Source organism: Alcanivorax sp. 24 (genome assembly GCF_004360225.1).
GTDB lineage: Bacteria > Pseudomonadota > Gammaproteobacteria > Pseudomonadales > Alcanivoracaceae > Alloalcanivorax > Alloalcanivorax xiamenensis.
The window spans coordinates 65,660-79,496 of the sequence record NZ_SNUA01000014.1; the positions used below are offsets into that span (position 1 = coordinate 65,660).

Consider the following 13,837-nt stretch of genomic DNA (forward strand, 5'->3'; position numbering starts at 1 on the left):
CATAAAGGTCTCGCTACGGTGGATAACTCACGGTGAATTCCTGATCGCCACGCTGTACCACGATGGTGGCGCTCTGGGACTCCTGGAACGACTGCAGTGCCGCCAGGTCATTTTCCTCGGTGCCCAGGAGATACCCGTTCACCGACAAAATCACGTCGCCTTGATTCAGGCCGACCTGCTCGATCAGTTGTTTTGGCGCGGAAGAGCCCAGCGAATACCCCTGGCTCTCGCCACTGGCAACAGCCTTGAGGCCGAGCTGACGAATCAGTGTGGTGCGCTGCTGGCCAAGGTCAGCCTCACCCGGCGAGGATTCCTCGGGCTGTCTTGGCGGAGGAGGCGGCGGCGGCCGGGACGATACCGAGACCCCGCCGAGCGCGGCCAGCTCGCTCAGGCGCAGAGTTTCCAACTGCCCCACGCGTTTGAGGATGATACGGTCGGCGTAAATCTCTTCGACGGTGGCGTTGCCGGGCAAGGCATCGCCGATGTGGTACAGCTCGGCGTCCCCGCCGCTCTCGGCAATAATGGCGGAAGACTGGCTGCGATCCAGACTGCGAAAGACACCGAGCAGTTTCAGTTTAAGGCGGGTATCCGGCGCGTCGACAGGCTTGTCGCTGACGTCCTCCTCCGCCTGGTACACCCCGAACAGGTTCCAGGCTTCCATCTCCGACGGAGAGATGCCGCGACGCTCCCCGCTCTGCCCGGACGCGGACATGGTGCGCAGCCCCGATTCCGGTACCGGATCATTGGGGCCGTAACTCAGCAGCCAGACGGTCTGCGCGATCAGGTAGGCAAGCCCCACCACCAACAGCAACATCACCGCCATACGGAGCGGAGGCTGCCATTGCTGCGCATTTCCCCTTTGGGCCCACTGAATCATAAAAGCGTCACTTCCCGTTATCGTTATACCAACCGCCACCGACCTCCGCCGTTCCGATACCGGAACTGACGACCCAGGGCTGGCCGGATGTCCTTGTTCACCCGGGCCCGCCGCATTGACACACGTTCACGGGTGCCGACGTCGACCGACCCTACAGCGGACACATTACCGTAATATAAAAAATGCGGTTTTTTTTCCAGCGCTATCTGTCAGCGTCCCGGCGGAAACGGCTGACTCATCTGGAACACCACATCGGAGGGATCCCCCCCCTGGCTGACCCCGAGCAATTGGGGCCACGCCCTGAATACTTGTACGTTCAGTTTTTGCTCCGCCACCCGGGCGGCAACCACTTTTTTCTGTTCGGGGTCCGTCACCACCAGCGACGGGCCGGTCTCCATCATGCTCAGACGCCCCTGAAGAGGCGGCACCGGCGCCGACTCACCGCGCCCCCAGCCAACCGTGCCCCCACTGTAATCAAGGGTGCCTTTGGCATCGACCACGGCATCATCGGCGAGTTCCAGAGCAATCAGGGTTACCCTTACCGTGCCATCGGCCTGTCCCTGGGGAATATAGCGGCTTACCATCGCCACCGGCACGCTGGCGCGCCATTGCTCCAGACGCCAGTTACCCCAGGCGGCGCCCAGCCAGCCTTGCACATCCAAATCGTTGGATACCATGGCCAGATCAAGCCCCGGCGTCAATCCGTGCCAATTGACCTCCCAGCGCGCCCGCCCCTGTTGATCGCGCCAACTGACCGCCGCGGAGCCGCTCCACCAGCGCCCCCGGGCGTCGGCCACGGTCAGCGGCGCGCCCCCCGGGCGCAGTTGCGGAATCCGCTCCACCAGCACCGCCGCCGGCATCAACACAATGAGAAACAGGATCAGACTGACGACAAACACCGCCCCCAAGGCGAAACCACGACGCATCATTTCAATCCAACATCCGACATCCTGCCGGGCATGCGATGGTGCCGGCACGGACGTTTGTTTTCCATGGCATACATGGTCATGAATCCACTACACCCCAATGAACTTGCCTAGCCGTGTCCTGATGGACCGACTGGTACGACCGCGCCAGCAACGAAGTCGAAACGTTAACTGTACCTCAATCCGGAGCCTGCTAGCACCTGCTCAAATAGGGCCAGTGCCGCGCGCAGGGCAAGACGGCGCGATTTCACAAGACGGGGCACCAGGGTGGACCATCACGATGACACGCCCATGACGCCCTTTCCCCGGGGCGGGATGGCCATGAAGCGACGGTGACAAGCGCGTCGAGGAAAGCAGGAAAAGGGCCGGCATCAGGAGAAGAAAAAGATCGTTGCCCCGGGAGCGGGGGCAACGAAAAGATGCCAACTGTCTGGATTGATACTTGATGCCGCCTGGCCACCTCGGCGACGGGCAACCTGCCGCGAAATGGTGGGCCGCATTAACAAGACGAGCCGCGACCGCCATGACCGTCGTTTTGTCATGGAATATTCACGGGACCAGGACATTCAGGAAAGGGAAGCTGGAAATCCGCCTCGCGGGGACGCCCAGGGGCAGACGGCCCCCGGGCAGGAGTGGGTCGGGCAGTCAGAACGGGATATCGTCGTCGAAATCGTCGGCCGGGCCACCGAAACCGCCACTTTGACCACCACCGCTCTGGCCGCCGCCCTGGTTGTAGTCATTGCCGCCTTGATCGTAGCCGCCTTGCTGCTGGCGGGGCGCGCCACCGCCCTGGCGGTCGCCGCCACCGAAGCCGCCACCGCCTTCGCCACGGCTATCCAGCATTTGCATTTCGTTGGCGACAATCTCGGTGGTGTAGCGGTCCTGGCCGTCCTGCCCTTGCCATTTACGGGTACGGATCGAGCCTTCAACGTAAACCTTGCTGCCTTTCTTCAAGTATTCACCGGCGATCTCGCCAAGCTTGTTGAAGAACACCACCCGGTGCCATTCAGTACGCTCCTGCATCTGACCGGTCTGCCGGTCCTTCCAGGTTTCCGAGGTGGCCAGGCGGACATTGGTCACCGCCCCGCCACTGGGCATGAAGCGGGTTTCCGGATCGGCACCCAGGTTGCCGATCAATATCACTTTGTTCACCCCTCTCGCCATGGCCTTTCACTCCCTCAAATTCGACTGGCCGCCCTGCGGCGGCGTAACTGGATAAACGGGTATTCTGTCAGTTTTGCCCTTCGGCGGCGAGGGCCTGGAGCGCGTGCTCGTCAAGCAGCTGATTATCCACCTTCAGCAGGGCCAGATGCTTCTCGGTGACCACCACCGCCTCCAGCACACCGGGCACGGCACGCAGCCGCTCCACCGTATGGCGCGGGTCGTCGGCGGGGTTCAGTTGAATGACCCGGTTATCGAGCTTTGGCAGTTCCTTCATGCCGGCCAGACGCCATAACCAGAACAGCGCCATGGCGGCGCACCCATAGAAAACCGCCTCGGCGCCCACCCACTGAAACAGGGCACCGCCCAGTTGCCCGCCGATGAAGACGCCCAGGAACTGGCTGGTGGAGTACACGCCCATGGCGGTGCCACGGGTACCGGCTGGCGCGGCTCGGCCAACCATGGAGGGCAACAGGGCTTCCAGCAGATTGAAGGCCATGAAATAGACAAACAAGGCCAGCACAAAGTGCCACAAGGTCTCGCCGGCCACCGCCAGCAACACCTCGGCGACGATCAGCAAAGCCACCGCCGCTCTTTTGATCGGTACCGCGCCATGGCGCTCCGCGGCGATGATCAGCGGGATCATGGCCAGGAAACCCGCCACCAGAACCACCAGATACAGCAGACTATGCTGCTCCAGGCTCAATCCGAGCCGGGATTGCAATAATTTGGGCAGCACCACGAAGGACGCGGTCATGGTCAGATGCAGCACCAGGATACCCAGATCCAGGCGGCGCAGATCAGGGCTGCCAAGCACCTGCCGGAACCGCTGCGACGGCGGCAGCGCCTCATCCTGCATCACCTTTGGCGCCGGCACCCGCAGCGCCACCAGCAACGCCACCGCCCCGAGGGCCACGGTCAACCAGAACAGGCCGCTCAGTCCCAGCCAGTGAGCCAGCAGTGGCCCCAGAATCAGTGCCAGAATGAAGGAACCGCCCACCGACATTCCGATCAGGGCCATTGCCTTGGTACGGTTGCGCTCGCTCACCACATCGCCGATCAGCGCCATGATGACGCTGGCGATGGCACCGGACCCTTGCAGGGCACGCCCCAGGATAACGCCGTGGATGGTGTCACTCAGCGCCGCCACCACGCCACCGGCCATGAACAGGGCCAGACCGATCAGTAGCATCGGACGGCGCCCGAAGCGGTCGGAGAGCATGCCAAACGGGATCTGCAGACACGCCTGCATCAAACCGTAGGCGCCAATGGCGGTACCGATCAGCAGCGGGGTGGCGCCCTCAAGCTGCCCACCGAACACGGCGAACACCGGTAGAATCATGAACAGCCCGAACATACGCAGGGCAAAGATCGCGGCCAGGGAACCGCTGGCACTGATTTCCGTGCGCCGTAGCGCGGCGGTGGGCTGATCCGTCATGGTGATTGACAACTGGTGCGACTGGTTAGGGGCGGCAAGTGTACCAGATTCCCCCGGCACCGGGCGGGAACAAAACGACCGGATACCGATCCGAATCAAGCCCGAACCTGTAAAACCTTGTCAGTTAAGGCAATAGCAAATTGAACCGCCCCGCCAGGGGTGATAGATTTTTGCACAATACGGTATTTTTCGTAGCCACTCCGATAGCCTCAGCGCATCACGGAAGACTCCATGGACAAAATCCCTGCTCAGAAGGTGTACGTGGTTGGTAACCAGCACCTGCAAAACGCCCTGCTTACCGAGTTTCTCGCTAAGGAGTCCATTCCCGCCACCGCCGTGAAAACGGTTGACATGGTAGCCGAAGACGATCTGGCCGGAGCGGAGCAGAACCTGTTCCTGGTGGATTACCATTCGGTGGACGTCAACGATGTCATCAATCATCTCCTGGCCGTGGACCAGCGCCTGGATTGCGACGTGCTCACCGGCGTCTTCAACGTGGACGACGACGCCTCCCTGTCGCGTCTGGCCGGCCTGCCGATGGTCAATGGCGGCTTCCTGCACGACTGCCCCCAGGGCCTGCTGACCAAGGGTATCAAGGCAATTTTCGAAGGCGAGCTGTGGTTCCCGCGCAAAGTGCTGCAGCAATATCTGGTGAAAAGCCGCGCGTTCAACAAGACCTTCTCACGCAGCGAAGTGAATCTGACCGACCGCGAAGTGGAAGTACTCAAAGTCATGGCCACCGGCGCCAAGAACTCCGAGATTGCCAGCGCCCTGAACCTCAGCCCCCATACCATCAAGACCCATATCTACAACATCTTCAAGAAGATCAACGCTTCCAATCGCCTGCAGGCGGTGAACTGGGCCCAGGAAAACCTGTGATTCCCCCCGGCCGACACGCATCGCGTGTCGGCCCTTCCAGTCCCGCCGCCGCCCGACCGTTCATTTCTTTTCTCCTTCACATCATTTCCCCTATACTCCACTGTTCATTTTGACAGTAGGTGGCAGTACCCATGGATACCATTCTGGTGCGCGGTGCCCGTACCCATAACCTGAAAAACGTGGACCTGGACATTCCACGGGACAAGTTGGTGGTGATCACCGGCCTGTCCGGTTCCGGCAAATCGTCGCTGGCGTTCGACACGCTCTACGCCGAAGGGCAACGCCGCTACGTGGAGTCGCTGTCCACCTACGCCCGGCAGTTCCTGTCGATGATGGAAAAGCCCGATGTCGACCATATCGAGGGGCTGAGCCCGGCGATTTCCATCGAACAGAAGTCCACCAGCCACAACCCACGCTCCACCGTGGGCACCATTACCGAGATCTACGACTATCTTCGGCTGCTGTTCGCCCGGGTAGGCGAACCCCGCTGTCCCGAGCACGACACGCCACTGACGGCCCAGACCATCAGCCAGATGGTGGATCAGGTACTGGCCATGGAGGATGGGGCCCGGCTGATGCTGTTGGCGCCAGTGGTTCGGGAAAAAAAAGGCGAGCATCTGCATCTGTTCGACGAACTTCGTGCCCAGGGTTTCGTGCGGGTCCGGGTCAACGGCCGTATCCACGACATGGACGACACCCCGCCCCTGGACAAGAACAAGAAGCACACCGTCGAAGTGGTGGTGGATCGTTTCAAGGTGCGTCCGGATCTGCAGAATCGTCTGGCGGAATCGTTCGAGACCGCCCTGCACCTGGCGGATGACATCGCCGTAATCGCCCCCATGGACGGCAAGGGCGAAGAGACGACTTTCTCCGCCAAATTCGCCTGCCCCCACTGTGGCTACTCCATTCCAGAACTGGAACCCCGCTTGTTTTCGTTCAACAACCCGGCCGGTGCCTGCCCGAGCTGCGACGGTCTGGGTGTCAAACAGTTCTTCGACGAGGACAAGGTCATCACCAGCGATGAACTGTCCCTGGCCGAGGGCGCGATTCGCGGCTGGGACCGCCGCAACGTCTACTATTTCCAGATGCTCACCTCTCTGGCTGACAGCATCGGCTTTGATATGGATGTGCCGTTCAAAAAACTGAGCAAAACCGTCCGCAAGAAGATCCTCTACGGTACCGGCAAGGAAAACGTGGAATTCCGCTATCTCAACGACCGTGGAGACATCATCAGCCGCAACCATCCGTTCGAGGGCATCATCCCCAACATGGAGCGCCGCTATCGGGAAACCGAGTCGGACGCGGTACGCGAGGATCTGGCCACCTACCTGTCGACCTCCACCTGCCCGAGCTGTCACGGCTCCCGGCTTCGGGAAGCCGCCCGGCATGTGTTCATCGACGAAACCACACTGCCCCAGGTGGTGCGCATGGCGGTGGGCAAGGCATTCGACTATTTCGATCAACTGAAACTGGCCGGCAGCCGGGGCGAGATCGCCGAGAAGATTCTCAAGGAAATCCGTGACCGTCTGCAGTTCCTGGTCAATGTCGGTCTGGACTATCTGACTCTGGAGCGCAGCGCGGAGACCCTGTCCGGCGGTGAGGCCCAGCGTATCCGCCTGGCCAGCCAGATCGGCGCTGGCCTGGTGGGGGTAATGTACGTGCTCGACGAGCCCTCCATTGGCCTGCATCAGCGCGACAATGAGCGCCTGCTCAGCACCCTGACCCGGCTGCGTGATCTCGGCAATACCGTGCTGGTGGTGGAGCACGATGAGGACGCCATCCGTATGGCGGACCATGTCATCGATATCGGCCCCGGCGCTGGCGTGCATGGTGGACAAGTGGTGGCCCAGGGCAAACCGGAAGACGTGGCCGGCAACCCCCGGTCCCTGACCGGTGACTATTTGTCCGGCCGGCGCGCCATCGCCGTTCCGAAAAAACGGGTCGCCGCCAACGACCGCTGGCTGGAACTCACCGGCGCCAGCGGCAATAACCTCAAAGACGCCCATATCAAACTGCCGGTGGGCCTGTTCACCTGCATTACCGGCGTCTCGGGTTCCGGCAAGTCCACGCTGATCAACCACACCCTGTACCCGGTGGCCGCCACCCGCCTGAACAAAGCCACCACTCTGCGCGCGGCGCCGTATCGGGAGATCAAGGGGCTCGATCACTTCGACAAAGTGGTGGATATCGATCAGAGCCCGATCGGCCGCACCCCGCGTTCCAACCCGGCCACTTACACCGGTATTTTCACACCGGTGCGGGAGCTGTTCGCCGGTACCCAGGAAGCCCGCTCCCGCGGCTACAAGCCCGGCCGTTTCAGCTTCAACGTCAAGGGCGGCCGCTGCGAGGCCTGCCAGGGCGATGGCGTGATCAAGGTGGAAATGCACTTTCTGCCAGACATTTATGTTCCCTGCGAGGTGTGCGAAGGCAAACGCTACAATCGGGAAACCCTGGAAATCACCTACAAGGGCAAGAATATCTACGAAGTGCTGGAAATGACCGTGGAAGAGGGTCGCGAGTTTTTCGACGCGGTGCCGGCTTTGCAACGGCGTCTGCAGACCCTGCTGGACGTGGGTCTGAGTTACATCAAACTGGGCCAGGCCGCCACCACACTGTCCGGCGGTGAAGCGCAACGGGTAAAGCTGGCGCGGGAACTGTCCCGTCGCGATACTGGCAACACGCTCTACATTCTCGACGAGCCCACCACCGGGCTGCACTTCCAGGATATTCAGTTGTTGCTGGACGTCCTCAACCGGCTGCGCGACCACGGCAACAGTATCGTCGTGATCGAGCACAACCTGGACGTGATCAAGACCGCCGACTGGATCGTTGATCTTGGCCCGGAGGGCGGTGACGGCGGCGGCGAGATCATCGCCGAGGGCACGCCGGAACAGGTGGTCAAGGTCAAAGCCAGCCACACCGGGCGCTTTCTGAAACCTCTACTGGGAAAAAAGTAAAGTTCATCGCGGATTGGCGGGAAATCGACTCTTTGTGATGGGAAGCCTTGGTGCTTCGCAGGCGGGTCTTGCGTGTATCCCGGGTGTCCATGACCCGCCGTGAATACATCCCTGTAGGCTTGCGTTCGGCGTCCTGCCTCACACAGTCATGGACACCCGGGATACACGCAAGACCCTCGGTCACAGCCAACCGAAGGGTTCTGTGTTCTTTCCACCCAACCTTGATTCGAAGTTGGGCACTTCAGAACTCGCGGAGTGTCGCCGGTCAGGACGTTCCAGGACCGTGTTTGGCCAGGGATGGCCAAACACGAGCTTACAGGGACGTATTCACAGCGTGTCCTGGAACGCCCTGACCGGTGACGCTCCCCTCCAGAAAGGCAAAACCCCGGATTGAAAGGAAGCCCTTCCCCTAATCCTCCACTGGGCGCCCGCGGTACATTCGTTTGCTTTTCTTCACCGGCTTGGGCGTTCTGGCCTGGGAAGGTTTCTCCTCTGAACGAACCGCCTGCCCACGGTACATCTGACGAGGCGCCTCGGGCTCAGCCGGAAGCTCCGGCGCCAGGCTATCGATTTCGCTCAGCAACGCACGGATCCGCGTGTCCTGGCTAACCCGGGCATAGTGTCTGAGCTGTTGGCGCAGGTCAGCATCAGACAATCGCAGCGCTACCGCGAATTCCTCGCGAATCCGGCGCCGGCATTGATTTACCAGACTGACCACCTGCCGGTGCATCAACCAGTGATCGCTCAATCCCGTGCTCATGCCTCCCCCCCTTTTTTCTGGCTCATCGCGGTTTAGCGGGAAGTCTCGCTCCAGCCGGGCTCCGTGCAGCCCCGATTCGAGTGAACCGCCGCGTTGCGGACGCCAACAACGACAAACCTTTCCAGGAGAGCAAAGGAGACCCGTATTGCTCGGTTACCTCGAAGACATCCATTCAGATCATGCTACGAAGCCGCTGTGGGAAGCTTGCTTGCAAGCGAATCGCCAACGACCCAGGGCATTCGCGGCCAAGGCCGCTTCCCACAGCGGCTTCGTAGCCCCTTCCGTTACAGACCCGCGCCCATGATTAAAGCACCGTGGCCCTCTAAACTGCGATGAACTTTTTTCTTTCCTGAATAAAGAAGCAGCATCCATGCCAAACGCGCAACGTAACGGAACATCCTTCCGCGAAAGGCACCCTGCCTCCTGGGAGATCGTGACACAACGCACACTTCAGACATCCGGCTCGAGCTGAGGCACGACGCTAACCGGATCGTCATAGAACATTTCTAGGTTGGGAAGTCCGCCAATAACTCAAGAAGGGAGCTCCCGCCATGCGTTCGACCGTGACTCGTTTCATGCTTGCCCTGTCCCTGCTCGGTCTGGCCACCGCTGCCTGCGCCAACAACGGCAAAGGTAACGGTTATGGCCACGGTGCCGATCACGGCCCCGACCGCCACCGCCCTGTCCATATCGCCGGCACGGTGGAACTGGGGCCGCGCCCCTACTATCTGGTGGACGATATGGATCCCGGCCCGTTGAAGCGGCGCCTGCAGTCCTGTGCCGAGCGGAAACGCCCGCAACGGAGCACGGACTGGTCCATCGGCCACCGGGGAGCCCCGCTACAGTTCCCCGAACATACCGAGGAATCCTACCGGGCCGCCGCTCGCATGGGTGCCGGTATTCTGGAATGCGATGTCGCCTTCACCCGGGACAAGGAACTGGTTTGCCGCCATTCCCAGTGCGATCTGCACACCACCACCAACATCCTGGCCACCGATCTGGCCGGCAAATGCAGCAGCCCGCCCGTGCCGTTGGGCAATGGTGAATACGACTTCAGCAATGTGAGCTGCTGCACCAGTGATCTGACCCTGGAAGAATTCAAAAGCCTTGAAGGCAAGATGGACGCCGGCAATCCCGATGCCCGCACCGTGGAGGAATACATGGCGTCCACACCGGACTGGCGCACCGATCTCTACAGTCAGAACGGCACTTTGATGAGCCACAAGGAGAGCATCGCGCTGTTCCAGGAACTGGGCGTGAAAATGACTCCCGAGCTCAAGGAACCCAGTGTTCCCATGCCGTACGACGGGGACTACACCCAGGAACGGTACGCCCAGCAATTGATCAACGAGTACAAGGAAGCCGGCGTCTCACCCCGTCAGGTGTTGCCCCAATCGTTCAATCTGGATGACGTGCTTTACTGGATCAGCGCCGAGCCGGCCTATGGCCGCCAGGCGGTTTACCTGGACGATCGTGACGGCAGCGGACTGGACCCGCAAACCCCCGGCACTTGGGAACCGGACATGGCCACCCTGGCCGGTCAAGGCGTGAATTATCTGGCGCCGCCGCTGTGGATGCTGGTCACCACCGATGCCAATAACCAGATCGTTCCCAGCGAATATGCCCGAGCGGCCAAAGCCGCCGGGTTGCAACTGATTGCCTGGTCACTGGAGCGTTCCGGTCCACTGGCCTCGGGAGGCGGCTGGTATTATCAGAGCGTCAATGAGGCCATCGACAATGACGGCGACACACTGACACTGCTGGACGTGCTGGCCCGAGACGTAGGGGTGACCGCGGTCTTCTCCGATTGGCCCGCTACCACTACTTTCTACGCCAACTGCATGGGCCTGTAAGCAGCGCCTCAGGGGCCGAGGCCGGGCCCGGAGCCCGGTCCCCGCCCCGAGGACGCTTAGCGGATGCCGACGTACAGGGTGACCTTGTCGGTACTCTCGTAGACCTCATAGTCCGTATCAAACGCCCTCTGCGGCGCCTGCGCCGACTCGAAATAAGCCCATACCCGCGCCCAGGTTTCCGGAACGATCCTGTCCAGCGGCCCCTGCGCTTCAAAAGCCAGGTAGTCGCCCGCATTGAGCACCGCCGTGAGGTAGTCGTCCGGCACCTTGGCCTCATCGGTGACTTCGACCCCGGCCAGCACGCTGTACTCGCCGTCCATGCCGTTACTGTACTCGGTGTAAACACCATACACCGGGGACCCCGCCGCCTTATCCGGGATCACCTCATTCAGTTTTTCGCTTTCAAAGCTTTGCCAGAGGCGGGGAATGCGGGCGTCATCCGAGCGCATTTCCAACTCATTACTGGTGCGTATCTGAATGCCGGCGATAATACGGCCAGGTTGTTTCACGACACGGGGCTCGGTCATAGATATCTCCATTGCGACGTCGGCGTAAGCGGCGCCGGCTCTCCGGCCGGCGCTCCGTGAAAGGGAAAATCAAAGCGCCTCCAGGATCGCCGCCATATCATCGGCGTGTTCTTCCTCCTGGGCCAGGATTTCCTCCATGATACGACGGGTGGTGGGGTCCTTCTCGCCCAGATAGGCCGCGATCTCACGATAGCTGTCGATAGCAATCCGCTCAGCGACCAGATCCTCGCGCACCATATCCCTGAGAGTCACGCCTTCCACGTATTCCGCATGGGATCGACTTTGCAGACCTTCAGGGGAAAAATTCGGTGCCCCTCCCAATTGCACGATGCGTTCGGCCAGCCAGTCCGCGTGCTGTTGTTCCTGCTGGGCGTGTTCGAGGAACTCCTCGGCGGCGATACTGGCGTTGAGCCCATCCGCCATATAGTAGTGCCGTTTATAACGCAGCGTGCACACGATTTCCGTGGCCAGGGCCGCATTCAACAGCTCGACCACCTGGGCGCGATCCGCGTTGTAGCCTTCGGTCACCGCCCCTTGTTCGATGTGTTTACGAGCTCGCTCTCGCAGCGTTTTGATATCGGTCAGAAACGGTTGTTTGTCGCTCATGATACCTCCCCGCGGTTTCAGACATGGGAACCTGAGTCTGACTAGTGATGCTCTCCACAATCAGGGAACACAAGAGGGGGAAACGCAAAATTGCGTAAAGTCGGGGAGCACCGCCACACCTCAAGCCAGCGACTTCAGGGCTTCATCGAGACTCGGAGAGAATCTCAATTTCCCCGGCAGCGGCTCCATACCGGCACGGGCCAGGGTCTTGAGAGGCTGGAAACCCAGATCCGCTACCATCACCTGGCAACCACTGGCGGCACAGCGATCGACAAAACCCTGCAGAGCGGACACACCCCCACCATCGAGGACAGACACGCCATCCATATACAACACCACACCAGAGCGGCCGGCGGCCAGGCCGTCGGCCTCCGCGAAGACACGGTCGGCGGCGGCAAAGAACAACGGACCCACGATCTTGAGCACGCCCCACTGTTCCGGGATCTGATAGTCCCGCAGCCGGGGCGAGTTGGTGATGTCGGAAATCCGCGTCATGGCGGCGATTTCACGCATGAACAACAAGGCGGCCAGCAGTACCCCCACGGTGATGGCCACCACCATATCCAGAAACACGGTAAGGGAAAAACAGCTCAGAAAGACCAACACCTCACCCAGAGGAGCACGACGGAGCAAGCGCATTGCTTTATGCGCCTCGCTCATATTCCAAGCCACCATCATCAGCAATGCCGCCATTGCCGGCATTGGCAGATAGGCCAGCAAAGGCCCCAACACCACCATCCCCAGCAGCACCACGGCGGCGTGAATCATGGATGCCACAGGCGATCTGGCACCGGCCTTGAAATTGGCGGCGGATCGGGCAATCGCCGCGGTGGCGGTGATACCGCCAAAAAACGGGGCCACCAGATTACCGATACCCTGCCCCAACAGCTCGCTATTGGCACTGTGGCGCTTACCTGACATACCGTCCAGGACCACCGCGCACAGCAACGACTCAATGGCACCGAGCATGGCAATAGCGAAAGCCGCGGGCACCAATTCCCGCCAGGACGCCCAGGACCAGAAGTGGCTGTTACCGCCCCCCGCACCATGATTCCAGGGCCAGTCGACGGCCGGCAGTACCGATGGGATCCCGTGCCCCAGGGAGCCGTCCGGCAACAGAAAGCTGAAACGGGAGCCCAGGGTCTCCACCGGCAGTTGATAACGGTTGAGGCACCACGCCAGCAGCGATCCGATCAGTACCGCCGGCAAATGGGCCGGTAGCGGTGTCTTCAGTCGCGGCCAGAGAATCAGCGTGGCCAGCGTTATCACCGCCACTAACAGACTGGGGCCATGCAGGCCGGGCAAGTACTGAATCAGCACTGACCATTTCTGCAGGTAGCCTTCCGGCGCCGGACCAGTGTGAAGGCCCAGAAAATCGCTGAGCTGCAGGGTCGCGATCACCACCGCGATGCCCGCGGTGAAGCCCAGTGTCACCGCCTGCGGGATGTACTCGATCAGCCTTCCGAGGCGGCACACCGCCATCAGGATCAGCATGACACCCGCCAGTACCGACGCCATCAGCAATCCGGGCAAACCGTGACTCTGCGCCACCGGGTAGAGAATCACCACAAAAGCGGCGGTCGGCCCCGAGACACTGAAGCGCGAGCCCCCGGTCAAGGCAATCAGAAAGCCGGCGATAATGGCGGTGTACAGCCCATGCTGGGGAGGCACCCCGCTGGCAATGGCCAGCGCCATGGACAAGGGAATGGCGATGACACCAACCGTGAGCCCGGCGACCAGGTCCTTTCTCCGCTCACCCGCGCCATAGCCTTCCGCCACGCACTCCCGCAGCGCATAACCTATTTTCAACGAGAACAGATAGCGACGGTGTGACATAAAGGCCAAATCCCATT

11 protein-coding genes are annotated in these 13,837 nt (G+C 61.1%); 3 read left to right on the forward strand and 8 right to left on the reverse strand.

What is annotated here, in order from left to right:
* Window positions 1-13 precede the first annotated feature (13 nt).
* The 4 genes from E0L37_RS16955 to E0L37_RS16970 all read right to left on the reverse strand — a co-directional run bounded on the left by E0L37_RS16955 (window position 14) and on the right by E0L37_RS16970 (window position 4,402).
* On the reverse strand, window positions 14-877 hold the full coding sequence (locus tag E0L37_RS16955) for a type II secretion system protein N (RefSeq protein ID WP_236564140.1): 864 nt from the start codon (window positions 875-877) through the stop codon (window positions 14-16).
* Between the two features lie 209 nt (window positions 878-1,086).
* Window positions 1,087-1,806 carry a type II secretion system protein N gene (gspN, locus tag E0L37_RS16960; protein WP_133492882.1) on the reverse strand — a complete coding sequence of 240 codons (720 nt, stop codon included), beginning with the start codon at window positions 1,804-1,806 and terminating at the stop codon, window positions 1,087-1,089.
* A gap of 642 nt (window positions 1,807-2,448) precedes the next feature.
* Window positions 2,449-2,967 (reverse strand): single-stranded DNA-binding protein, encoded by a 519-nt coding sequence (ssb, locus tag E0L37_RS16965; RefSeq protein WP_133492883.1) that lies wholly within the window; start codon window positions 2,965-2,967, stop codon window positions 2,449-2,451.
* 67 nt (window positions 2,968-3,034) lie between these two features.
* Window positions 3,035-4,402 (reverse strand): MFS transporter, encoded by a 1,368-nt coding sequence (locus tag E0L37_RS16970; RefSeq protein WP_133492884.1) that lies wholly within the window; start codon window positions 4,400-4,402, stop codon window positions 3,035-3,037.
* Window positions 4,403-4,633: 231 nt separating this feature from the next.
* On the opposite strand from E0L37_RS16970, the gene E0L37_RS16975 reads away from it, so the two are divergent.
* Both E0L37_RS16975 and uvrA read left to right on the forward strand, forming a co-directional pair.
* Window positions 4,634-5,281, forward strand: a complete 648-nt coding sequence (locus tag E0L37_RS16975; RefSeq protein WP_055099462.1) for a LuxR C-terminal-related transcriptional regulator — start codon at window positions 4,634-4,636, stop codon at window positions 5,279-5,281.
* A gap of 131 nt (window positions 5,282-5,412) precedes the next feature.
* The gene (gene uvrA / locus E0L37_RS16980) at window positions 5,413-8,238 is read left to right on the forward strand and encodes an excinuclease ABC subunit UvrA (RefSeq protein WP_133492885.1); all 2,826 of its coding nucleotides are present in this window, start codon (window positions 5,413-5,415) and stop codon (window positions 8,236-8,238) included.
* Between the two features lie 409 nt (window positions 8,239-8,647).
* On the opposite strand, the gene E0L37_RS16985 is transcribed toward uvrA, so the two are convergent.
* Complete coding sequence (locus tag E0L37_RS16985; protein WP_133492886.1) at window positions 8,648-8,998, reverse strand: hypothetical protein; 351 nt, start codon at window positions 8,996-8,998, stop codon at window positions 8,648-8,650.
* A gap of 551 nt (window positions 8,999-9,549) precedes the next feature.
* Between E0L37_RS16985 and E0L37_RS16990 the strand changes: the two genes are divergently transcribed.
* Entirely contained in the window at window positions 9,550-10,851 is a 1,302-nt protein-coding gene (locus tag E0L37_RS16990; protein WP_133492887.1) for a glycerophosphodiester phosphodiesterase family protein, read from the forward strand.
* Between the two features lie 56 nt (window positions 10,852-10,907).
* Here the strand turns inward: E0L37_RS16990 and E0L37_RS16995 are convergent, their stop codons facing one another.
* The 3 genes from E0L37_RS16995 to dauA form a co-directional block, all read right to left on the reverse strand.
* Window positions 10,908-11,378, reverse strand: a complete 471-nt coding sequence (locus tag E0L37_RS16995) for a GyrI-like domain-containing protein (protein ID WP_159661332.1) — start codon at window positions 11,376-11,378, stop codon at window positions 10,908-10,910.
* Between the two features lie 69 nt (window positions 11,379-11,447).
* The gene (locus E0L37_RS17000; protein WP_133492889.1) at window positions 11,448-11,984 is read right to left on the reverse strand and encodes a bacterioferritin; all 537 of its coding nucleotides are present in this window, start codon (window positions 11,982-11,984) and stop codon (window positions 11,448-11,450) included.
* 120 nt (window positions 11,985-12,104) lie between these two features.
* Window positions 12,105-13,820: a C4-dicarboxylic acid transporter DauA gene (dauA, locus tag E0L37_RS17005; RefSeq protein ID WP_133492890.1), complete on the reverse strand. Its 1,716-nt coding sequence runs from the start codon at window positions 13,818-13,820 to the stop codon at window positions 12,105-12,107.
* Between the last annotated feature and the right edge of the window lie 17 nt (window positions 13,821-13,837).